Raw genomic sequence first — 22,400 nt, forward strand, 5'->3', positions numbered from 1 at the left:
CGGTGGGGCCGCGGGTGCCGGGGGGCGGGCGGCGATCGGTTCCCAGCAGGGCGGAGGTCATCAGGTCGTCCCAGGCGGCCTCGGGTGGGGTCCCTGTCGTCGTCACGTCTCTCCTCCTCGGTCAGGGCCGGGTGCTCGTCTGCGCGGGTTCGGGCGGGCGGGGGTCACAGCAGCGGCACCGTTTCCGACGGTGCGTCCGGCGACCAGGCGGCCAGGGGTGTGAAGCCTCTGTGGCCGCATTCGCCGAAGACCGTCACGGGGGCGCCGCCGGACAGGGCGAGGAGGCGCCAGAGGCCGGGGCGGGTGCGGTCGCCGCCGGTCAGGGGCAGTGCCTCGCGGCCGTCGGCGTCGGCGAGCTGCCAGCCGTACTCGGCCCGCGCGGGCACCACCCCGGCCAGCGTCACCGGCCAGGAGTCCAGCCACGGGTCCTCCCGCAGCGCCCGCCCGTACGCGTCCAGCGCCGCCCCCACCGGGCCGCCCGGCGGCGGCACCGCGGGCCCGGCGACCGGGAGCAGCGGCTCGCCGGGCTCCGCCCTGAGCTGCCCCGAGCCCGCGTGCGGGGTCAGCTCGCCGTCCACCACCGCGCCGACCGGCAGCGCCAGCGCGGGCGCGCGGCCCGCCGCGCCGAAGGAGAGCAGCAGCGCCGTACGGCCGCTCTCCGCCCCGTACAGCCAGAGGCGACGGGTCGTCAGCCGGCCGTCCCCGGTGTCGTACTGGGCGAGGACCAGCCACCGGTCCCGCACCGCCGTGCCGCCCGGCGCGGCGGGCAGCCCGACCCGGGTCCGTACCGTCGCCGCCAGCGGAGCGGGCAGCCGGTCGGCGGCCAGCCACGCCCGGTCCAGGAGATGGGTGAGCGCGCACTCCTCCAGGAGCCGCACCGGCCAGCCCGGGCCCGAGCCCGGTATCGCGCCCAGCTCGCGGACCCGGCCCGCGAGCCCCGGCGCCTGCGCGTCGACCATGCGGGCCGCGGTCTCCTCCCACAGGCCGTACCCCTGCTGACCGGCCGCGGCGAGCCCGCCGCGCACCAGGTCCGTGAGGCGCCGCTCCAGCTCCTCCGCGCCCGCCGTCACCCGGGCCGCCCGCCGCTCCGCCCGCCGGCGGGCGGCCTCCGGATCGGCCGGCGGCCCCCCGGCCGCCTTCCGGGCGGCTCCCGCGGCCCCGGCGCGCCGCCCCGCGAGCCAGCGCGCGGCCCAGTCCGGCGGCTCGGCCCCGTCCGGCACGGCCGCGCCGTCCGCCGCCCACAGCAGCAGCAGTCCCAGCACGTGCTTGCACGGGGCCTTGCGGCTCGGGCAGGTGCACGAGTACGCCGGCCCGGCGGTCTCCACGACCGTCCGGTACGGCGTGCGGCCACTGCCCTCGCACTGCCCCCAGACCACCCCCTCGCCGCAGCCCGCGCCGCTCCACGGCCCGGCCGCGCCGAGCCCGCTCCCCGCTCTGCGCGAGGCGTCGTCAGGAGCCAGTGCCAGCACCTGCTCGGCCGTCCAGCGCACCCCCATGGCATTCATGTACCTGACGGTATTGTCCGCCACTGACAACGCAGTTGACCTGCGGATTCGCTCCGGAGAGCCGCCCCGGCGACACGGTGGCTTTACCGGTCCTTTACGGTGCTGTGCGAGCTCGCGCGAACCAGCGCGCGACCTTACGACCGCACTGACCCGTGCAGGGGGAGTACCACCATGAACCGCACCGTCCGCACCGCCGTCTCGGCCCTCGCCGCCCTCGGCCTCGCGTTCGGACTCGGAGCCTGTTCCGAGGCGGCCGACAAGGCCGCCGAAGAGGTCGACAAGGCCGTCACCGAAAGCTACGAGGTGACCTACGAGGTCACCGGCACCGACGTCACGTCCATCGAGTACCACGCCGGCGACGGCACCGCGATGCAGCCCCAGGTCGAGACCGAGAAGAAGCCCACCACGCCGTGGAGCAAGACGGTGAAGCTGCACGGCATCATGCCGCCCGCCGTCATGCCGGTCACCACCAAGCCCGCCGACCTCGTCTGCAAGGTCGTCTACCAGGGCAAGGTCATCAAGGAGGCCAAGGGCGAGCAGGCCATGGCCGGCGGCTGCGTCGCCGTCTCCCCGGTCTTCAACTGACCCTCCCCGCCCCGCCCTTCGGGCCCCGAAACCACCCCTGACCTGCGACGGCAGTCGATTGTCAGTGGCGTGGTGCACCGTGGATCGCACAGCAGGTCGAACGATCTGGAGGGGGATCCATGACCGTGCCCGAAACCATCCCGCAGCCCGGCGCCGGTGCCGTGACGGACACCGGCCCGGGCCGGCGGCGCCCCGCCGCCGAGGCCCTCCGGCCCCACGCCGAGGACGCCTTCGCCCACGAACTCGCGGCGCTCGCCGCCGCCGACGACCACCCCAGGCCCGCCCGCTGGCGCCTCTCGCCCCGGGCCGTCGCCACCTACCTCCTCGGCGGCACGCTGCCCGACGGCACCGTGATCACACCCAAGTACGTCGGCCCCCGCCGCATCGTCGAGGTCGCCGTCACCACGCTCGCCACCGACCGGGCCCTGCTGCTCCTCGGCGTCCCCGGCACCGCCAAGACCTGGGTCTCCGAGCACCTGGCGGCCGCCGTCAGCGGCGACTCCACCCTCCTCGTCCAGGGCACCGCCGGCACCCCCGAGGAGGCCATCCGGTACGGGTGGAACTACGCGCGGCTGCTCGCCGAGGGCCCCAGCCGCGCCGCCCTCGTCCCCAGCCCCGTGATGCGCGCCATGGACCAGGGGACGACCGCCCGCGTCGAGGAACTGACCCGCATCCCCGCCGACGTGCAGGACACGCTCATCACGATCCTGTCCGAGAAGACCCTGCCCGTCCCCGAACTCGGCGAGGAGGTCCAGGCCGTCCCCGGCTTCAACCTGATCGCCACCGCCAACGACCGCGACCGCGGCGTCAACGACCTCTCCAGCGCGCTCCGCCGCCGCTTCAACACCGTGGTGCTGCCGCTGCCGGCCAGCCCCGAGGACGAGGTCGACATCGTCGCCCGCCGGGTCGAACAGCTCGGCCGCTCCCTGGAACTGCCCGCCCTGCCCGAGGGCGTCGAGGAGATCCGCCGGGTCGTCACCGTCTTCCGCGAACTCCGCGACGGCGTCACCGCCGACGGCCGCACCCGGCTCAAGTCCCCGTCCGGGACGCTCTCCACCGCCGAGGCCATCTCCGTCGTCACCGGCGGCCTCGCGCTCGCCGCCCACTTCGGCGACGGCGTGCTGCGCCCCTCGGACGTCGCCGCCGGACTCCTCGGCGCCGTCGTCCGCGACCCGGCCGCCGACCGCGTCGTCTGGCAGGAGTACCTGGAGACGGTGGTCAGAGAGCGCGACGGCTGGAAGGACTTCTACCGCGCCTGCCGCGAGGTGAGCGCATGACGGCCCTCGCCACGGCACCCGCCGCGGCGGACGCCCGGGAGCGGGTGGCCTGGCCCCTGCTGCTCGGGGTGCGGCACCACGGACCCGGCTCCGCGCGCGGAGTGGTCGCCGCCCTGGACGCGGCCCGGCCCGACGCGGTGCTGATCGAGGGACCCGCCGAGGCCGACGGGCTCGTCGCCCTCGCCGCCGACCCGGAGATGCGGCCGCCGGTCGCCCTCCTCGCGCACGCCGCCGACGACCCCGGCCGGGCCGCCTTCTGGCCCTTCGCCGCCTTCTCGCCCGAGTGGACCGCCGTCCGCTGGGCCCTCGGCCGGGGCGTCCCGGTCCGCTTCGCCGACCTGCCCGCCGCCCACACCCTCGCCACGTCCGACCCCACCTGGGGCGACGACGAGGAGGCCGACGGCGCCGGCCGGATCGACCCGCTCGCCGAACTCGCCCGCGCCGCCGGGCACGAGGACCCCGAGCAGTGGTGGGAGGACGTCGTCGAACTCCGCGGCGACACCGACCCCCTCGCCCCGTTCGCCGCCCTCGCCGACGCGATGACCGCCCTCCGCGAGCGCTACGGCCACGGCGGACACCCGCGCGACCTCGTCCGCGAGGCCCACATGCGGCTGCGGCTGCGCGCCGCCCGCAAGGAGTTCGGGGACGCCGTCGCCGTCGTCTGCGGCGCCTGGCACGTGCCCGCGCTCGCCAAGCGGACCACCGTCACCGCCGACCGCGCCCTCCTCAAGGGCCTGCCCAAGGTGAAGGCCGAGCTGACCTGGGTGCCGTGGACCCACCGCCGGCTCGCCCGCCGCTCCGGATACGGCGCGGGCATCGAGTCGCCCGGCTGGTACGACCACCTCTTCGCCGCCCCCGACCGGCCCGTCGAGCGCTGGATGACCAAGGTCGCCGGACTGCTCCGCGAGGCCGACCACCCCGTCTCCTCCGCCCATGTCATCGAGGCCGTCCGGCTCGCCCAGACCCTCGCCGCCCTCCGCGGCCGGCCCCGCCCCGGGCTCGACGAGACCACCGACGCCGTCCGGGCCGTCCTCTGCGAGGGCTCCGACGTGCCGCTCGCCCTCGTCCGGGACCGGCTCGTCGTCGGCGACGCCCTCGGCGAGGTCCCGGCCGCCGCCCCCGCCGTCCCGCTCCAGCGCGACCTCGACCGGCTCCAGCGCTCCCTCCGCCTCAAGCCCGAGGCCGAGGAGCGCACGCTCGACCTCGACCTGCGGGGCGCGACCGACGCCGCCCGCAGCCGCCTCCTGCACCGGCTCCGGCTCCTCGGCGTCGACTGGGGCGAGCCCACCGCCGGGCGCACCGGCACCACCGGCACCTTCCGGGAGTCCTGGCGGCTGCGCTGGCAGCCCGAGCTGCACGTCCGGGTCGCCGAGGCCGGCGTCTGGGGCACCACCGTGGAGGCCGCCGCCACCGCCCGGGCCGAGTCCCGCGCGCTCGCCGCGGACACCCTCGGCGAGATCACCGCCCTCGCCGAGCGGTGTCTGCTCGCCGGGCTCACCGACGCGCTCCCCGCCGTCCTGGGCGCCCTCGCCGACCGGGCCGCGCTCGACACCGACGTGGCCCACCTCGCCGACGCGCTCCCCGCCCTCGCCCGCTCCCTGCGGTACGGGGACGTGCGCGGCACCGACACCGCCGCCCTCGCCGGAGTCGCCGCCGGACTCGCCGAGCGGATCTGCGTGGGCCTCCCGCCCGCCTGCGTCCACCTCGACGCCGAGGCCGCCGCGCAGATGCGGGACCGCCTGGACGCCGTCCACACCGCGATCGGCCTCCTCCCGGAACCGGCCGGCGCCGCCGAACCCGGGACGCTCGCCCTCCGCTGGGCCTCGGCGCTGCGGCGGCTCGCCGAGGCCGAGCGGGTGCCCGGGGTCGTCCGGGGCCGGGCGGCACGGACCCTGCTCGACGAGGGACGGCTCCAGGACGACGAGACCGCCCGGCTCATGGGGCTCGCCCTCTCGCCCGGCACCCCGCCCGCCGACGCCGCCGCCTGGATCGACGGCTTCGTCGGCGGGTCCGGCGGCGGACTGCTCCTCGTCCACGACGAGCGGCTCCTCGCCCTCCTCGACGGCTGGCTGGCCGGCGTGCCCGCCGAGGCGTTCACCGACGTCCTGCCGCTGCTGCGGCGCACCTTCGGGGCGTACGAGCCCGGCGTGCGCCGCACCCTCGGCGAGCTCGTCGCCCGCGGACCCCAGGCCGCCGCCCCCGGCCCGGCCGCCCTCGTCCCCGGCTTCGCCGCCGCGCTCGACGAGGAGCGCGCCGACGGGGTCCTGCCCCTCCTCCACCTCGTCCTCGACACGGAGGCACCCGCATGAGCCACGCCGCAGCACCCGGCGAAGCACCCGCCGCAGCATCCGCCGAAGCACCCGCCGCGGCCTCCGCCGACGAGCGGCTCCGCCGCTGGCGGCTCGTCCTCGGCGGCGCCGCGGCCGAGGGCACCGGCCGCGCCCTGTCCGGCACCGACGCCGCCATGGACGCCGCCCTCGCCGCCCTCTACGACAGCAGGGACAGCCGCGACGGCCGGGACGGCGGCGGTGAGCGCCGGGGCGGGCTCGGCGGCTCCGCGCCCTCCGTCGCCCGCTGGCTCGGCGACATCCGCAGCTACTTCCCCAGCTCCGTCGTGCAGGTCATGCAGCGCGACGCCATCGACCGGCTCGGGCTCGCCGCGCTCCTCCTGGAGCCGGAGATGCTGGAGGCCGTCGAGCCCGACGTCCACCTCGTCGGCACCCTGCTGTCGCTGAACAAGGCGCTGCCCGAGACCACCCGCGAGACCGCGCGGGCCGTCGTCCGCAAGGTCGTCGCCGACCTGGAGGCCCGGCTCGCGACCCGTACCCGCGCGACCGTCACCGGCGCGCTCGACCGGACCGCCCGGATCAGCCGCCCCCGCCACCGGGACATCGACTGGGACCGCACCCTGCGGGCCAACCTCAGGCACTACCTCCCCGAGCACCGCACGATCGTCCCCGAGCGGCTGATCGGCCACGGCCGCGCCTCCCGGGCGGTCCGCAAGGAGGTGGTGCTCTGCATCGACCAGTCCGGCTCCATGGCCGCCTCCGTCGTCTACGCCTCCGTCTTCGGCGCCGTCCTCGCCTCGCTGCAGGCCGTCGCCACCCGGCTCGTCGTCTTCGACACCGCGGTCGTCGACCTCACGGACGCGCTCGACGACCCCGTCGACGTCCTGTTCGGCACCCGGCTCGGCGGCGGCACCGACATCAACCGGGCCCTCGCCTACTGCCAGTCCCGGATCACCCGACCCGCCGACACCGTCGTCGTCCTCATCAGCGACCTGTACGAGGGCGGCATCCGCGACGAGATGCTGAAGCGGGTCGCCGCGATGAAGGCGTCCGGCGTGCAGTTCGTCGCCCTGCTCGCCCTCTCCGACGAGGGCGCCCCCGCCTACGACCGCGACCACGCCGCCGCGCTCGCCGCCCTCGGCGCCCCGGCCTTCGCCTGCACCCCGGACCTCTTCCCCGAGGTGATGGCCGCCGCCCTGGAGAAGCGGCCGCTGCCGATACCCGACACCGCCTGACGCCGTCCGGCCGCCCGGACGCCGGCCGTACGGATTCCGTCGTCACCCGGCCACCCGGACGGGTGGCCGCGGGCCGACTGAGGCCCATATCACATCCGGTGCGGGCCGCCCCTCACCTGCGGCGACGGCGTGGCGTGAGGGGCGCAACCCCCTTCCCCCGCCTGCCCCGTCAGGCCCGGAGGGGGCCAGCCGGACGTCCACGGACAGCCCACTCGCCCCTACGTTCTGTGACCCGTATCACCGCTCGGTTGTGATCTGCGATTTAGGGACCCACGTCCCACGGGGATAACCTGCGAGACGGACATGCCGCGTCCACGGACACCGTGTACGCCTCCCTAGTGACAGCGCAGTCACGTTGCCCTCCGCGGCACGCCCACGCAGACAACGAACCGCGATCATCTAGAAAAGGGACGCGCGTGGACCTGTTCGAGTACCAGGCGAGGGACCTCTTCGCCAAGCACGGTGTACCGGTGCTGGCCGGTGAAGTCATCGACACGCCTGAGGCGGCGCGCGAGGCCACCGAGCGTCTTGGCGGCAAGTCGGTCGTCAAGGCCCAGGTGAAGGTCGGCGGCCGCGGCAAGGCCGGCGGCGTCAAGCTCGCCGCCACCCCGGACGAGGCCGTCGCCCGCGCGACGGACATCCTGGGCATGGACATCAAGGGCCACACGGTCCACAAGGTGATGATCGCGGAGACCGCTCCGGAGATCGTCGAGGAGTACTACGTCTCGTACCTCCTCGACCGCACCAACCGCACCTTCCTCGCCATCGCCTCCGTCGCCGGCGGCATGGACATCGAGCAGGTCGCCGAGGAGACCCCCGAGAAGGTCGCCAAGGTGCCGGTCGACGCCAACAAGGGCGTCGACATCGAGAAGGCCCGCGAGATCGTCGCCGCGGCCCAGTTCCCGGCCGAGGTCGCCGACAAGGTCGCCGACGTCCTGGTCACCCTGTGGAAGACCTTCGTCGCCGAGGACGCCCTCCTCGTCGAGGTCAACCCGCTCGCGAAGGTCGCCTCCGGCGACGTCATCGCCCTCGACGGCAAGGTCTCCCTGGACGCCAACGCCGACTTCCGCCAGCCGGAGCACGAGGCCCTGGAGGACAAGGCCGCGGCCGACCCGCTGGAGGCCGCCGCCAAGGCCAAGGGCCTCAACTACGTCAAGCTCGACGGCTCCGTCGGCATCATCGGCAACGGCGCCGGCCTGGTCATGTCGACCCTGGACGTCGTCGCGTACGCCGGTGAGAACCACGGCGGCGTGAAGCCGGCCAACTTCCTCGACATCGGCGGCGGCGCCTCCGCCGAGGTCATGGCGAACGGCCTGGAGATCATCCTCGGCGACAAGGACGTCAAGTCCGTGTTCGTCAACGTCTTCGGCGGCATCACCGCCTGCGACGAGGTCGCCAACGGCATCGTCCAGGCCCTGGAGCTGCTCGCCTCGAAGGGCGAGGAGGTCAGCAAGCCGCTGGTCGTGCGCCTCGACGGCAACAACGCGGAGCTGGGTCGCAAGATCCTGTCGGACGCCAACCACCCGCTGGTTCAGCGCGTGGACACCATGGACGGCGCGGCCGACAAGGCCGCCGAGCTCGCGGCTGCGAAGTAAGGGAAGAGGGACAGAACAGCCATGGCTATCTTCCTCAACAAGGACAGCAAGGTCATCGTCCAGGGCATGACCGGTGCCACGGGCATGAAGCACACCAAGCTCATGCTGGGTGACGGCACCAACATCGTCGGCGGCGTGAACCCGCGCAAGGCCGGCACCGTCGTCGACTTCGACGGCACCGAGGTCCCGGTCTTCGGCTCCGTCGCCGAGGCCATGGAGAAGACCGGCGCCAACGTCTCGGTCCTCTTCGTGCCGCCGGCCTTCGCCAAGGCCGCCGTCGTCGAGGCGATCGACGCCGAGATCCCCCTCGCCGTCGTCATCACCGAGGGCATCGCCGTCCACGACTCCGCCGCGTTCTACGCGTACGCCGTGGAGAAGGGCAACAAGACCCGCCTCATCGGCCCGAACTGCCCCGGTCTCATCACCCCGGGCCAGTCCAACGCCGGCATCATCCCGGGCGACATCACGAAGCCGGGCCGCATCGGCCTGGTCTCGAAGTCCGGCACGCTGACGTACCAGATGATGTACGAGCTCCGTGACCTCGGCTTCTCCTCCGCCGTCGGCATCGGTGGCGACCCGGTCATCGGCACCACGCACATCGACGCCCTCGCGGCGTTCGAGGCGGACCCCGACACCGACCTGATCGTCATGATCGGCGAGATCGGCGGCGACGCCGAGGAGCGCGCGGCCGACTTCATCAAGGCCAACGTCACCAAGCCGGTCGTCGGCTACGTCGCGGGCTTCACCGCGCCCGAGGGCAAGACCATGGGCCACGCCGGCGCCATCGTCTCCGGCTCCTCCGGCACCGCCCAGGCGAAGAAGGAGGCCCTGGAGGCCGCCGGTGTGAAGGTCGGCAAGACCCCCACCGAGACCGCCAAGCTGGCGCGCGCCATCCTCGCGGGCTGAAGTCCCACGGCGAGACCGTAGGCGAGTGGGCCCCGCCCCTCCCGGGAGACCGGGCGGGGGCGGGGCCCACTCGCGTACGCCGGAGGCTCACCCCGCGGTCGGGACCAGCCGCTCCGGGCCCGGGTTCGGCTCGGACCGCAGCCGGTCGCGCAGCTCCAGGTCCTCCTCGCCGAGCTTCTGCGGCCCGCCGCGCACCGGGACGCCGTTCACGACCTGCCCGGGCGCGATGTCCGGGATGTAGCGGGTCGGCGCCGTCGCCGCCGTCAGGGCCGTGACGCCGATGAGGGCCGCCGTCACCCCGGCCACCGTCCGGGTCATCCGCCGGGCCCGCCGCTCGCTGCCGCCGCGGACCGCGCGCGCCCCGGGGAGCGTCGCCGTCGGCGCCTCCGCGACCAGCGCGCCCAACCGCCGCTGGAGCGTTTCGGGATCGGCCAGCTCGGGCACCGCCCGGCCGATCGCCGCGTGCGCGTACAGCAGCCGGTTGGCGGCGGCCGGGGTGCTCGCCTCCGTCTCCGCGGCCGTCTCGGGCAGGTCGAGCCCGAGCCCGTCGTAGAGCAGCACGGTCCGGCGGTACGGCGCCGGCAGGTCCAGCAGTGCGCCGAGCAGCGCCCGCCGTCCGGCCTCGGTGGGCGGGGCGTCGGGGTGCTTGTGGGTGCGGCGCAGCCGGTGCCAGGGCGAGAGGGCGTACTCGTACGCCGCCGCCCGCACCCAGCCGACCGGGTCGGGGTCCACGGCCACCTCGGGCCAGTGCTCCCAGGCGTGGCGGAAGGCGTGCTCGACGGCCTCCCGGGAGAGGCGACGGCGCCCGGTCAGCAGGTACGCCTGGTGGACGAGGCCCGGGGCCACGTGCCCGTACAGCGCGTCGAACGCCTGCTCGGGGGTGAGCCCGGACGGCTCCGGAGCGGGAGCGGCGGCCTCCTCCCGCTCCTGCTCGGGCCGCGGCTCGGGCTCGGGCTCCGGTTCCGGCTTCGGCTCCGGTTTGAGGCGCTCCTCGGGCTGGACCGGGGCGCGCCGGGCGGGGGCGGCGGCGATCGCGGGCGTGGGGGAGGGGGCCGTGGGCGGCTTGGCGGCGCGTTTGGCGGCGGCCCTGGGCCGCACGTTTCCGGTGGGGGCGGGGGTCGGACCCCGGTCGGCCGGGGCGCCGGTGAGCAGCTTGACGTACGCCTCGCGCTTGCGGCCGCGGGGGGAGGAGCGGCCCGTCTCCCATGCCTTGACCGTGGCCTTCGTGACGCCCATGGCCTCGGCGACCTGCTCCTCGCTCAGGGCGAGTGCCTCGCGCAGCCGGCGCCGCTCCTTCGGTGTCGGCAGCGCGGTGGCGGTGGAGGGGGGCGCGGTGTCGCCGCCCCGGCTCGTCTGGCTCATCGGCTTCGACCTCCCGCAGTGCACCTTTGGGCGGAAAAGAACATAAACGTATCTTGAGCGACACAACGGAGGTTTGCCTGTTACGCCGCGAAAGCGCGTGTCGTTGGCAGCATGGCCCCGTGACCCAGCTGACCGAGCACTCCCTGGTCCAGGGCGGCCGTTCCGCCGCCTTCGCCACCGCCTGTGTCCGGGGCGGGGTCGCCGCCGGGCTCGGCGTCGGCGCGCTCGCGGTCCTGGTGATCGTCGCCTGGATCGGCTCGCCGTTCCCCGACAGCGGCGCCGGCGGCGCCCTCCACCTCGCCGCCGGGCTGTGGCTGCTCGCCCACGGCGTGGACCTGGTCCGCACGGACACCCTCAGCGGGGTGCCCGCGACGCTCGGGATCGTGCCGCTGCTGACGGCCGCGCTGCCGGTGTGGCTGGTCTTCCGGACCGCCCGGTCCACCCTCGATCCGGCCGACGAGAGCCGCCCGCGGCCCTCGCCCGCGGGCGCGCTGGGCGCGGTCTCCGGGGGGTATCTGCTGGTCGCGGCCGTGATCGTGGTCTACAGCGAGAGCGGCCCGCTCCCCGCCGACCTGGTCACCGCCGGCCTGTGGCTGCCCGGTGTGGTGCTCGGCGCGGCGGGCGCCGGCGTCTGGTCCGCGCTGGGCCGGCCGCTGCCCGGCCGGGAGGAGGCAGCGGCCGCGCTGCGCGGCGCGGGCACGGGACTGGTGACGCTGCTGGCCGGCGGGGCGGTGCTGGCCGGGACCTCGCTGGTCTGGCACGCGGGCGCGGCCCGGGCCTCCTACGAGGGGCTGGCGGGGGAGTGGTCCGGACGGGTGACGCTGGCGCTGCTCGTCCTCGCCCTGGTGCCGAACGCGGCGGTCTGGGCGGCGGCGTACGGGCTCGGCCCCGGCCTGGCCCTCGGCACGGGCGCGCTCGCGACCCCGCTGGGCCTCGTCGGCGACCCCGCCGTGCCGCCCTTCCCGCTCCTCGCGGCGCTGCCGCCGGAGGGGCGCGGCGGCTGGCCCCAGTGGGCCGCGGCGGCCGTGCCACTGGTCGCGGCGGCGGCGCTGGGCCGCTCGGTGGGCCGGGCGACCGGCGTCGGCCGGGCCCGTGAGACGGCGCTCGCGGCGCTGGGCGCGGCCTGGGCCTCCGGGGCGGCGGTCGCCGTCCTCGCGGGCGCGGCCGGCGGCCCGCTCGGTTCGGGCCGGCTGCTCGCCTTCGGCCCGGTGTGGTGGCAGGCGGGCGCGGCGGCGGTGCTGTGGGGGGTGGGCGTCGGCCTGCCGACGGCGCTGGCGGTACGGGCCTGGGGCCGCCGGGAGCCCCGGGTCAGGAAGCCCCGGATCCCGAAGCCGCCGAGGCGGCCGAAGACGCCGGAGCGGGTCCTCGCTGCGGCAGGAGCCCCGGCCGCCCCCGCCTCCCCGGACCCGTCCGGCCCCGGCTTCTCCCTCACCGGTGCCGATGGCGGGGCCGACGTGGGTGACGACGACGGCTACGAGCCGTACGACTACCTCCCCGCCTCCTGGGAGACCCCGGATGCCACCCGGCTGCCGCCTCTTCCGCCGGCCCCGGGCACGACTCCGCCCCGGTCGTCGGGGACGACCGGGGCGGAGGGGGCGGACGGGGGCGAGCCGGGGGCGCCCGGCTAGTCGCGCACGCCGAAGCCGTCCCGCAGCGGCTTGGGCAGCAGGTCGTTGCAGGCCACCGCGCCCGCGTGGGTCAGGGCGTCGTCCCGGCACTCGTAGAAGTCCTTGTAGACCAGCTGCATCGTGAAGCCGAAGCACACGATCGCCAGGGCCACGGCCGAGGCCACCAGGCCGCTGATCGCCGCCGTCCGCATCGACCGGGCCGGGCTCGGGGCGCCCGGCGCCGTGGACGGCCGTCCCGAGGGCTGGGACGCCGCCTGTGATTCCGGCGACACCTCGGCCGCCGGCTTCGGCTTGGCGCGCAGCGAGCTGATCGCCCAGTACAGCGACAGGGCGCCGAGCAGCAGGGCCAGCTCCGGGATGTCGAAGATCGCGAAGAAGAAGGCCCACATGCCGCCGAGGACCGCGTACCGCGCCCGCCGCTGGGCGGGGTCCGTCGGGTCCCAGCGCAAGCCCGGCCGCTCCGGCCCCTGGCCGCCGGAGCCGCCCTGGCCGCCGCCCTGGCGCTCAGGACCGCGCCCGAAACCGTCCGACGAACGGCCCGGCTGGCGCGGGCTCCAGCGCCCGTCGGACGAGCCCGTCACGGGCGACGACGACGGTTCGGCGCCCTCGCCGTCCTGGCCGTCCCGGCCGTCCGAGCCCTCCGGCCGGCGCGGCTGCCACGGCTCGTCGGGCTTGCCCTCGGGCGGCGGGGCGAACGGGTTGTTGTCGTTCGTGGACTGGCGATCCGGCATCTGCTGGACGTCTTCCCTCTGTCGTCGTGACCGTCGTCGCACCGGGTGGCACACCGGCGTCGGACCCTGACGCTACCCCCCTGCTCCGCCCCCGTCCCGTGGGGGCCGTCCCGTGTGCCGGTATCGTTGCTGACGGTCGAGCCATTCGTAGGGTTCCCCGTATCGACGGGCACGATTCGTTCGTAGGACCGCACAATAACCACGGAAAGAGTGACCCAGTGGCTGCCGCCCGCCTTGTCGTTCTGGTCTCCGGGTCGGGTACCAACCTCCAGGCCCTGCTCGACGGCATCGCCGCCGACCCCGAGGGCTACGGCGCGGAGATCGTCGCCGTCGGCGCCGACCGCGACGCCATCGCCGGTCTGGAGCGGGCCGAGCGCGCCGGGATCCCCACCTTCGTGTGCCGGGTGAAGGACCACGCGAGCCGCGAGGAGTGGGACCGCGCCCTGGCCGAGGCCACCGCCGCGTACGAGCCGGACCTGGTCGTCTCGGCCGGGTTCATGAAGATCCTCGGCAAGGAGTTCCTGGCCCGCTTCGGCGGCCGGGTCGTCAACACCCACCCGGCTCTCCTCCCCAGTTTTCCCGGTGCCCACGGGGTGCGTGACGCGCTCGCCCACGGCGTGAAGGTCACCGGGTGCACCGTCCACTTCGTCGACGACGGCGTCGACACCGGCCCGATCATCGCCCAGGGCGCGGTCGAGGTGCGGGAGTCGGACGATGAAGCCGCTCTGCACGAGCGCATCAAGGAAGTCGAGCGCTCGCTGCTCGTCGACGTCGTGGGGCGCCTCGCCCGGCACGGCTACCGCATTGAGGGACGAAAGGTTCATGTCGGTGAACACGGACACCGTTAAGCCCATCCGCCGCGCGCTGGTCAGCGTCTACGACAAGACGGGCCTGGAGGAGCTGGCCCGCGGTCTGCACGAGGCCGGTGTCGAGCTCGTCTCCACCGGCTCCACCGCCGGGAAGATCGCCGCCGCGGGCGTCCCGGTCACCAAGGTCGAGGAGCTGACCGGCTTCCCCGAGTGCCTGGACGGCCGCGTCAAGACCCTGCACCCGCGCGTGCACGCCGGCATCCTCGCCGACCTGCGCCTGGAGTCGCACCGCGAGCAGCTCGCCGAGCTGGGCGTGGAGCCCTTCGACCTGGTCGTCGTGAACCTGTACCCGTTCCGCGAGACGGTCGCCTCCGGCGCCACCCCGGACGAGTGCGTCGAGCAGATCGACATCGGCGGCCCGTCGATGGTCCGCGCCGCCGCCAAGAACCACCCGTCGGTCGCCATCGTCACCAGCCCGGAGCGGTACGCCGACGTCCTCGCCGCCGTCCAGGCCGGCGGCTTCGACCTGACCGCCCGCAAGCGGCTCGCCGCCGAGGCGTTCCAGCACACCGCCGCGTACGACGTGGCCGTGGCCTCCTGGTTCGCCGACGACTACGCCGCCGCCGACGACAGTGGCTTCCCCGACTTCCTGGGCGCCACCTACGCGCGCAAGAACGTGCTGCGCTACGGCGAGAACCCGCACCAGGGCGCCGCGCTCTACGTCGACGGCACCGGCGGCCTCGCCGAGGCCGAGCAGCTGCACGGCAAGGAGATGTCCTTCAACAACTACACGGACACCGACGCCGCCCTGCGCGCCGCCTACGACCACAGCGAGCCCTGCGTCGCGATCATCAAGCACGCCAACCCGTGCGGCATCGCGATCGGCGCCGACGTCGCCGAGGCCCACCGCAAGGCCCACGCCTGCGACCCGGTCTCCGCCTTCGGCGGCGTCATCGCCGTCAACCGCCCGGTCTCCGTCGCGATGGCCGAGCAGGTCGCCGAGATCTTCACCGAGGTCGTCGTCGCCCCCGGCTACGAGGACGGCGCGGTCGAGATCCTCGCCAAGAAGAAGAACATCCGCGTCCTCCGGGCCGACCGCGGCCCCGTCAACGAGGTCGAGGTCAAGGCCGTCGACGGCGGTGTCCTGCTCCAGGTCACCGACCGCCTCCAGGCCGAGGGCGACGACCCGGCGAACTGGACCCTCGCCACCGGCGAGGCCCTCTCCGCCGAGGAGCTCGCCGAGCTCGCCTTCGCCTGGAAGGCGTGCCGCGCGGTCAAGTCCAACGCGATCCTGCTCGCCAAGGACGGCGCCTCCGTCGGCGTCGGCATGGGCCAGGTCAACCGCGTCGACTCCGCCAAGCTCGCCGTCGAGCGGGCCGGCGAGGAGCGCGCCCGCGGCTCCTACGCGGCCTCCGACGCCTTCTTCCCCTTCCCCGACGGCCTGGAGATCCTCACCGCGGCCGGCGTGAAGGCGGTCGTCCAGCCCGGCGGCTCGATGCGCGACGAGCTCGTCGTCGAGGCCGCGAAGAAGGCCGGCGTGACGATGTACCTCACCGGCACCCGCCACTTCGCGCACTGACGCCACACGGCTGTGGGGCCCTCCCGGAACAGGAGGGCCCCACAGCCGTCTCTGGTCTAATGGACGGGCCCTGGCCCGGCCGGCAGTAGTGGAGACGTGGTGTTGGACGTACTGAGACGACCGTCGGCGGACCCCGCCGGCGAACGGCCCGCAGAGGACCCCGCCGCCGCGCCCGTCCCGTACCTCCCGTACGTGCTGATCGCGGCCGTCCTCACCGGCCTGTACTTCCTCTACTCCTGGGTGCAGTACGACCACTTCCGCACCCCCTCCTGGGACCTCGGCATCTTCGGGCAGGCCGTCCGCTCCTACGCCGAGTTCAGGCTGCCCGTCTCCGACATCAAGGGGCCCGGCTTCCCGATACTCGGCGACCACTTCAGCCCGGTGACGGCGCTCCTCGCCCCGCTCTACTGGATCTGGCCGTCACCGGTCGCGCTGCTCTTCGCGCAGGCCGCGCTCTTCGCCGGCTCCGCCGTGATCGTCGGCCGCACCGCCCAGCGGATCCTCGGCAGCCGGGCCACCGGGATCGCCCTCACGGTCGCGTACGGGCTCTCCTGGGGCCTCCAGGAGGCGGTGAAGTCCGACTTCCACGAGATCGCCTTCGCCGTCCCGCTGCTCGCCCTCACCTGCCGCGCCCTGCTCCTCGGCCGCTGGACCGCCGCCGTCGCCTGGTCGGCGCCGCTCGTCCTCGTCAAGGAGGACATGGGGCTCACCGTCGCCATGGTCGGCGTCGTCCTCGCCCTCAAGGGCCAGAAGAGGCTGGGCGCCGCCCTGGCCGGCTTCGGCGTCGCCTTCTTCGCGCTCACCGTCCTGGTCCTCATCCCGGCCGCCAGCAAGCTCGGCCAGTACGACTACTGGGCCAAGATCGAGAAGACGGGCACCGGCACCGAGACCTCGCTCGGCCAGATCGTCTCCTCCGCGCTGACCTCCGGCGACCGCTGGGAGATGGTCCTCTTCCTCTTCGCGATCACCGGCTTCCTCGCGCTGCGCTCCCCGCTCGCGCTGCTGGTCCTGCCCACCCTCGGCTGGCGCTTCGTCTCCCAGGACGCCAACCACTGGGGCATGCACTGGCACTACAGCGCCGTCCTGATGCCGATCGTCTTCCTGGCGCTGGTCGACGCCGTCCGCGCGGTCCGCAGCTCGCCGCGCCCCTGGCTCTCCGCGTACGGGAAGGTCGCCGTCGCCGCGGCCACGGCCGTCGCGCTCACCCTCGCCGCGAACCTGCCGCTGCGCGAGCTGCTGAAGTCGGAGACGTACGCCGCCGACACCCGCGCCGAGCAGGCGCGGGCGGCCGTCGCCGCGGTCCCGGAGGGGGCGAGCGTCGAGGCCGACGTGCCGCTCCTCGCCCACCTCACCGCCGGCCACACGGTCTACTGGGTGGGCACCGCGAAGGGCGCCACCCCCGACTACCTCGCGCTCGACCTGCGCGGCTGGTCGGGCCAGACCTCGGACCCGGCCGTGACGGCTTCGCAGTTGCACCCGGAGGCGGCGTACGAGATCGTCCACCGCTCGGACGGCTTCGCGGTGCTGAAGCGGAAGTAGGCGGGTACGCCGAAGGGCCCGGTTCCGGGGAGGAACCGGGCCCTTCGGCGTGCCGTGCGGCTCAGTAGCGCGGGCGCTTGAACCAGGCGCCGGCGTCCGCCTTCGAGAAGAAGACGATGATCAGGATGCCGATCACGAGGCCGACCAGGGACCCGCTCCGGTTCGTGCCCATGGACTCGGCCATGCCCAGGTTCGACAGACCGCTCAGCGTGAGCAGCGAGCCGTAGACGATGCCGGACACGCGGATGCCGCCGCGGCCGTTCGCGCACCGGGCGGCGATGACGACGCCCCAGATGCCGAGCGCGGCGACGAACACGCCCATCCCGATGAACAGCCCGGTCGCCGCCGTGGCGGCGGAGGAGCCGGAGCCGTCCACCTCGTTCACGAGGAAGCTGCCCCCGACGGCGATGCCGAGGCCGACGAGGATCTGCAGGATGCCGACGATCCAGAGCATCACCCGGGCCGCCTTGATGGTGCCGGGCATGGCCATCATGCCGGGAGCGCCGTACGGGGCGCCCGGGTACGGGCCGTACGGAGAGGCGGGCGGGGCGGCCGGGTAGCCGTAGGCGCCCTGCGGCGGCACGCCCTGCGGCGCCTGCGGGTAGCCGTAACCCGGCTGCTGGCCCTGCGGCGGGCCGTAGGGGTTGTTCGGGTCGCCGAAGCTCATGGGGGTTCCTCCGTGAAGATCTCGTGCGGGGACGGACGCGGCCCGCGAGGAGGGACTTTCACGGTGTGTGAGCGGATTCCCCCCGGCACTTTCCGCGGCACTGTGCTGGTCATCGTCGTCGTAGCTCCGAGGTGTTGTCCAGTCGGTACACACCGGAGTTGTGCACGTGCAACTCTTCGCGGCGGGCCGGAGCGGCCGCCCGTGAGCCGGGGCGGGGCCGAATTGGGAGAAGGCGGGGGTCATCCGGGAGGATGTCCTCCATGAGCGCCCAGATTCTCGATGGCAAGGCCACCGCGGCCGCGATCAAGTCCGACCTGACCGTCCGTGTGGCGGCCCTCAAGGAGCAGGGCGTCACGCCCGGTCTCGGCACCGTCCTGGTCGGCGACGACCCGGCCAGCCAGAAGTACGTCGCGGGCAAGCACCGCGACTGCGCGCAGGTCGGCATCGCCTCCATCCAGCGCGAACTCCCCGCGACCGCCACGCAGGAGGAGATCGAGGCGGTCGTCCGGGAGCTCAACGAGGACCCGGCCTGCACCGGTTACATCGTCCAGCTGCCGCTGCCGAAGGGCATCGACGAGAACCGGATCCTGGAGCTGATGGACCCGGCGAAGGACGCCGACGGCCTGCACCCGACCAACCTCGGCCGGCTCGTCCTCAACGAGCCCGCCCCGCTGCCCTGCACGCCGAACGGCATCGTCACGCTGCTCCGCGCCCACGGCGTGCGGATCAACGGCGCCGAGGTCGTCGTCGTCGGCCGCGGCGTCACCATCGGGCGCCCGATGCCGCTCATCCTGACCCGCCGTTCCGAGAACGCCACGGTCACCCAGTGCCACACCGGCACCCGTGACCTCTCGGCGCACCTGCGGAACGCCGACATCATCGTGGCCGCCGCCGGTGTGCCGCACCTGATCAAGCCCGAGGACGTGAAGCCGGGCGCGGCCGTCCTCGACGTCGGCGTCTCGCGCAACGCCGAGGGCAAGATCATGGGCGACGTCCACCCGGACGTCGCCGAGGTGGCCGGCTGGATCTCCCCGAACCCCGGCGGCGTGGGCCCGATGACCCGCGCGCAGCTGCTCGTGAACGTCGTCGAGGCCGCGGAGCGCGCGGCCGCGGCGCGCTGAGATGACCTCGGGGAGCCCGGCCACCCCCGGGAGCCCTGACGGTCCGCGGGAGCTGCCGCGCGGCCGGGTGTCGAAGGTCCGCCGGGTGCGGGGTTCGCGCCGGCCGCCGACCGTCACCACCGACACGGCCCGGCCCGAGGGCGGCGGCCGGGCGGCCGGCGGCGGCGCTCCGGCGCCCGCCCGCCAGTGGCCGCTGCTCTTCGTGCTCGGGACGGCGGCGGTGGGGCTGCTCGTGGTGGGGACCGATCCCTTCCCGCAGTCCTTCCGGGTCGGGACCATCCTGGTCGGCGCCGCGCTGCTGCTCGGCGCGGTGCTGCGGCGGGTGCTGCCCTCGGTGGGCATGCTCGCGGTCCGCTCGCGCTTCACCGACATGATCACGTACGGCGTGATGGGCTCGCTGATCGTGCTGCTCGCGCTCATGGTGCAGCCGAAGCCCTGGCTGAAGATCCCGTTCCTGGAGGACATCCTCCATCTGACGGTGACCTGAGCCCGCGCGCCCGGAACCGACGACGACGCCCGCCCTCTCCCCCGTGGGAGGGCGGGCGCCGTCGTGATCAAGGGTCATGTACGCGCCAACGAAGGGCAAGTTCGGGCCGCCCCCTGTGGCACGGAGGTGACCATTCCGGTACATCCGGACCCTCCGTTCGGGGTCCCGCTCGCCCCCGGGAGCTGCCATCCTTCGAGGAACATCGACGAGGGGGTGCGCATGCCGGCGTGGAAGGCGCTGTCCGGTGAACTGGACCCGGACGTGCGGACGTTCGTGGAACGGCTGCGGCTGGTCATCGACCGCAGCGGCCTCGGCGTCGTCGCCGTCGCCGAACGCACCGGACACGACCGGGCCGACTGGGACGCCTTCCTCCACGCCCGCCGGCCGGTGCCGCGGAGCGCCGTCGTCGCGCTCTCCGACATCACCGGCGCCGACCTCGGCCCCCTCACCGCCGAGTGGGAGCACGCCGACCGCGCCTGGAAACAGCTCCTGCGCGAGCGGGCGGTGGCGGACGCGGCGGAGGACAGGCCCTCCCCGGAGGGCGTACCGGAGCGGAGCGCGGGCCCGCAGGACGCGCCGCCCGCCGACCGGACCCTGCGCATCCGGAAGGTCGTACCGCCGGCTCCCACGCCCCCACCGGCCCCCGTACCGGCTCCCGCGCCCGCCCCCGTACCGGCTCCCGCCTCCCGCAAGCCCTGGCGGGCCACCCCGCTGCTCTACGCCGCCGGGATCGCCGGGGCCGCGCTCGTCGTCGTCGCCGCCGTCCTCCTCGCCGACCTCGGCGGCCCGGGCGGCTCCGCCGCGCCGCCCACCGCCGCCCCGGCCCCGTCGGCCACCACCGCCGCGCCCGCGCCCGGCCCCAGCCTCCCCGAGGGGGTCCGCTGCACCGGCGCCGACTGCGGCGGACAGGACCCGGAACGGATGGGCTGCGGCGGACCGCTCGCCACCACCGTCGCGAGCACCCGGATCGGCACCGCCTTCGTCGAGGTCCGGTACAGCGAGGTCTGCGCCGCCGCCTGGGCCCGGATCAGCGGGGCGGCGGCGGGGGACGAGGTCAGCGTCCAGTACGGGACCGCCGTCCAGGCCGCGAACGTCCCGGCGGGCGGCGACACCGACGCGTACACCACGATGATCCCGGTCGCCTCCGGCGGCGCCGCCCGCGCGTGCGCGATGCTCGACGGCGGCGAGGACGGCTGCACGGGAGAGTGAAACGGCGCCACGAGGTGAGCCGCACCACAAGGGGGTGGGGGTGCGCAGGGGCCCGGGTCCGATAGCCTGACCGCCGGATATCTCTTCACATCGAGACATCGATCGATCATGGAGCGTTATCCAGCCTCAGGGGCAGGGAAACCCCACCGCCAGCTGTCTTGTCTTACGGAGATCGCCATGACCCGCACTCCCGTGAATGTCACCGTGACCGGCGCGGCCGGCCAGATCGGCTACGCGCTGCTCTTCCGCATCGCCTCCGGCCACCTGCTCGGCGCGGACGTGCCGGTCAAGCTGCGCCTCCTCGAGATCCCGCAGGGCGTCAAGGCCGCCGAGGGCACCGCCATGGAGCTCGACGACTGCGCGTTCCCGCTGCTCAAGGGCATCGACATCTTCGACGACCCGAACAAGGGCTTCGAGGGCGCCAACATCGGCCTGCTCGTCGGCGCCCGCCCGCGCGGCCCGGGCATGGAGCGCGGCGACCTGCTCGCCGCCAACGGCGGCATCTTCAAGCCGCAGGGCGAGGCCATCGCCGCGCACGCCGCGGACGACGTCAAGGTCCTGGTCGTCGGCAACCCGGCCAACACCAACGCCCTCATCGCCCAGGCCAACGCCAAGGGCGTCCCGGCCGAGCGCTTCACCGCGATGACCCGCCTGGACCACAACCGCGCGCTGACGCAGCTGGCCCAGAAGACCGGCTCCTCGGTCACCGACATCAAGCGCCTGACCATCTGGGGCAACCACTCCGCCACCCAGTACCCGGACATCTTCCACGCGGAGATCGCCGGCAAGAACGCCGCGGACGTCGTCGACGACCAGGCGTGGCTGGCCGACACCTTCATCCCGACCGTCGCCAAGCGCGGCGCCGCGATCATCGACGCCCGTGGCGCCTCCTCCGCCGCCTCGGCCGCCAACGCCGCCATCGACCACGTCTACACGTGGGTCAACGGCACCGCCGAGGGCGACTGGACCTCCATGGGCGTCCCGTCCGACGGCTCCTACGGCGTCCCGGAGGGCCTGATCTCCTCCTTCCCGGTCACCTGCAAGGACGGCAAGTACGAGATCGTCCAGAACCTCGACATCAACGAGTTCTCCCGCGCCCGCATCGACGCCTCCGTCCAGGAGCTGTCGGAGGAGCGCGACGCGGTCCGCGAGCTCGGCCTCATCTGAGCCACCCACCCGCCGGACGGAGTCCGGCGCAGCTCTCCGAAGCCCGGGAGGCCCCCTGGGGCCGAGCGGTGCGAGGGGAGCGTCGGGAACCGGTGCGCGACGCGGTCCGCGAGCTCGGCCTCATCGGAGTCCGCGTCCGCCGCTGAACGCGCGGAGCCCCCGGTCGTACCTCGGTACGGCCGGGGGCTCCGCGCGTTCGGTCAGTGCGAGCGCGGGGTGTAGTGGCCCGGGACCATGCGGGTGGTGACGGCGATCCGGTTCCAGGAGTTGATGACGACGATCGCGCCGATCACCCGGGCCAGCTCGGCCTCGTCGAAGTGCTCGGCCGCCGCCGCGTACACCTCGTCCGGCACGAAGCCGTCGGTGAGCACGGTGACCGCCTCGGTGAGGGCGATCGCGGCCAGCTCCCGCTCCGTGTAGAAGTGCCGGGACTCCTGCCAGGCGGCGAGCTGGACGACCCGCTCGACGGTCTCGCCCTCGGCGAGCGCGTCCTTGGTGTGCATGTCGAGGCAGAAGGCGCAGTGGTTGATCTGCGAGGCCCGGATCTTGATCAGGTGGTACAGCACCGGGTCCACGCCCTTGGCGGCCTCCTGCTCCAGCCGGATCATCGCCCGGTAGAACTCGGGCGCCCGCTCGAAGAACGGCATGCGCGGCGTGTGCTCGTGGGCGAGGGACGGGGCGGGGGAGTGCGCTGTGGTGGTGGTCATGGC

Annotated in this window: 19 protein-coding genes; 14 read left to right on the plus strand and 5 right to left on the minus strand. The window is 74.6% G+C overall.

What is annotated here, in order from left to right; translation table 11 throughout:
* Positions 1–164 precede the first annotated feature (164 nt).
* The gene (locus IF73_RS0117850) at positions 165–1,505 is read right to left on the minus strand and encodes an SWIM zinc finger family protein (protein WP_031009005.1); all 1,341 of its coding nucleotides are present in this window, start codon (positions 1,503–1,505) and stop codon (positions 165–167) included.
* A gap of 171 nt (positions 1,506–1,676) precedes the next feature.
* Here IF73_RS0117850 and IF73_RS0117855 point away from each other — a divergent pair, with 171 nt between their 5' ends.
* The 6 genes from IF73_RS0117855 (at position 1,677) to sucD (ending at position 9,391) form a co-directional block, all read left to right on the plus strand.
* Entirely contained in the window at positions 1,677–2,090 is a 414-nt protein-coding gene (locus IF73_RS0117855; protein ID WP_031009007.1) for a hypothetical protein, read from the plus strand.
* A gap of 119 nt (positions 2,091–2,209) precedes the next feature.
* Entirely contained in the window at positions 2,210–3,367 is a 1,158-nt protein-coding gene (locus IF73_RS0117860) for an ATP-binding protein (protein ID WP_031009010.1), read from the plus strand.
* A complete protein-coding gene (locus IF73_RS0117865; protein WP_051716936.1) occupies positions 3,364–5,676 on the plus strand; it encodes a DUF5682 family protein in 2,313 nt (770 codons plus the stop codon). Before IF73_RS0117860 ends, IF73_RS0117865 begins: the two co-directional genes overlap by 4 nt.
* Positions 5,673–6,890 carry a VWA domain-containing protein gene (locus IF73_RS0117870; protein ID WP_031009015.1) on the plus strand — a complete coding sequence of 406 codons (1,218 nt, stop codon included), beginning with the start codon at positions 5,673–5,675 and terminating at the stop codon, positions 6,888–6,890. The genes IF73_RS0117865 and IF73_RS0117870 overlap by 4 nt, the downstream gene beginning before the upstream one ends.
* A gap of 416 nt (positions 6,891–7,306) precedes the next feature.
* Complete coding sequence (gene sucC / locus IF73_RS0117875; RefSeq protein WP_031009018.1) at positions 7,307–8,485, plus strand: ADP-forming succinate--CoA ligase subunit beta; 1,179 nt, start codon at positions 7,307–7,309, stop codon at positions 8,483–8,485.
* Positions 8,486–8,506: 21 nt separating this feature from the next.
* Entirely contained in the window at positions 8,507–9,391 is an 885-nt protein-coding gene (gene sucD / locus IF73_RS0117880; protein WP_031009020.1) for a succinate--CoA ligase subunit alpha, read from the plus strand.
* An 87-nt stretch (positions 9,392–9,478) separates the two neighbouring features.
* Here sucD and IF73_RS0117885 read toward each other — a convergent pair whose 3' ends face one another.
* Positions 9,479–10,753 carry a helix-turn-helix domain-containing protein gene (locus tag IF73_RS0117885; RefSeq protein WP_031009022.1) on the minus strand — a complete coding sequence of 425 codons (1,275 nt, stop codon included), beginning with the start codon at positions 10,751–10,753 and terminating at the stop codon, positions 9,479–9,481.
* A 119-nt stretch (positions 10,754–10,872) separates the two neighbouring features.
* Between IF73_RS0117885 and IF73_RS37730 the strand changes: the two genes are divergently transcribed.
* On the plus strand, positions 10,873–12,381 hold the full coding sequence (locus IF73_RS37730) for a DUF6350 family protein (protein ID WP_063833439.1): 1,509 nt from the start codon (positions 10,873–10,875) through the stop codon (positions 12,379–12,381).
* On the opposite strand, the gene IF73_RS0117895 is transcribed toward IF73_RS37730, so the two are convergent.
* Positions 12,378–13,112 (minus strand): hypothetical protein, encoded by a 735-nt coding sequence (locus IF73_RS0117895; RefSeq protein WP_031009027.1) that lies wholly within the window; start codon positions 13,110–13,112, stop codon positions 12,378–12,380. The two genes, IF73_RS37730 and IF73_RS0117895, sit on opposite strands and share 4 nt — an antisense overlap.
* Before the next feature lie 218 nt (positions 13,113–13,330).
* Between IF73_RS0117895 and purN the strand changes: the two genes are divergently transcribed.
* From purN to IF73_RS0117910, 3 genes are all read left to right on the plus strand, one after another.
* The gene (gene purN / locus IF73_RS0117900; protein WP_031009029.1) at positions 13,331–13,960 is read left to right on the plus strand and encodes a phosphoribosylglycinamide formyltransferase; all 630 of its coding nucleotides are present in this window, start codon (positions 13,331–13,333) and stop codon (positions 13,958–13,960) included.
* Positions 13,935–15,500, plus strand: a complete 1,566-nt coding sequence (purH, locus tag IF73_RS0117905; RefSeq protein WP_031009031.1) for a bifunctional phosphoribosylaminoimidazolecarboxamide formyltransferase/IMP cyclohydrolase — start codon at positions 13,935–13,937, stop codon at positions 15,498–15,500. The genes purN and purH overlap by 26 nt, the downstream gene beginning before the upstream one ends.
* 102 nt (positions 15,501–15,602) lie before the next feature.
* A complete protein-coding gene (locus IF73_RS0117910; RefSeq protein ID WP_107049280.1) occupies positions 15,603–17,039 on the plus strand; it encodes a DUF2079 domain-containing protein in 1,437 nt (478 codons plus the stop codon).
* Between the two features lie 61 nt (positions 17,040–17,100).
* Here IF73_RS0117910 and IF73_RS0117915 read toward each other — a convergent pair whose 3' ends face one another.
* The gene (locus IF73_RS0117915; RefSeq protein WP_031009035.1) at positions 17,101–17,706 is read right to left on the minus strand and encodes a DUF3824 domain-containing protein; all 606 of its coding nucleotides are present in this window, start codon (positions 17,704–17,706) and stop codon (positions 17,101–17,103) included.
* A 260-nt stretch (positions 17,707–17,966) separates the two neighbouring features.
* Here IF73_RS0117915 and IF73_RS0117920 point away from each other — a divergent pair, with 260 nt between their 5' ends.
* The 4 genes from IF73_RS0117920 (at position 17,967) to IF73_RS0117935 (ending at position 21,690) form a co-directional block, all read left to right on the plus strand.
* A complete protein-coding gene (locus tag IF73_RS0117920; protein WP_031009038.1) occupies positions 17,967–18,827 on the plus strand; it encodes a bifunctional methylenetetrahydrofolate dehydrogenase/methenyltetrahydrofolate cyclohydrolase in 861 nt (286 codons plus the stop codon).
* Between the two features lies 1 nt (position 18,828).
* Positions 18,829–19,314 (plus strand): DUF3017 domain-containing protein, encoded by a 486-nt coding sequence (locus tag IF73_RS0117925; protein ID WP_078868117.1) that lies wholly within the window; start codon positions 18,829–18,831, stop codon positions 19,312–19,314.
* A 219-nt stretch (positions 19,315–19,533) separates the two neighbouring features.
* A complete protein-coding gene (locus IF73_RS0117930; protein WP_031009042.1) occupies positions 19,534–20,523 on the plus strand; it encodes a DUF2690 domain-containing protein in 990 nt (329 codons plus the stop codon).
* A 177-nt stretch (positions 20,524–20,700) separates the two neighbouring features.
* The gene (locus tag IF73_RS0117935; RefSeq protein WP_031009044.1) at positions 20,701–21,690 is read left to right on the plus strand and encodes a malate dehydrogenase; all 990 of its coding nucleotides are present in this window, start codon (positions 20,701–20,703) and stop codon (positions 21,688–21,690) included.
* Positions 21,691–21,890: 200 nt separating this feature from the next.
* Here IF73_RS0117935 and IF73_RS0117940 read toward each other — a convergent pair whose 3' ends face one another.
* A complete protein-coding gene (locus IF73_RS0117940) occupies positions 21,891–22,397 on the minus strand; it encodes a carboxymuconolactone decarboxylase family protein (RefSeq protein WP_031009046.1) in 507 nt (168 codons plus the stop codon).
* Between the last annotated feature and the right edge of the window lie 3 nt (positions 22,398–22,400).

The organism is Streptomyces sp. NRRL F-5727 (genome assembly GCF_000719555.1).
Classification (GTDB): domain Bacteria; phylum Actinomycetota; class Actinomycetes; order Streptomycetales; family Streptomycetaceae; genus Streptomyces.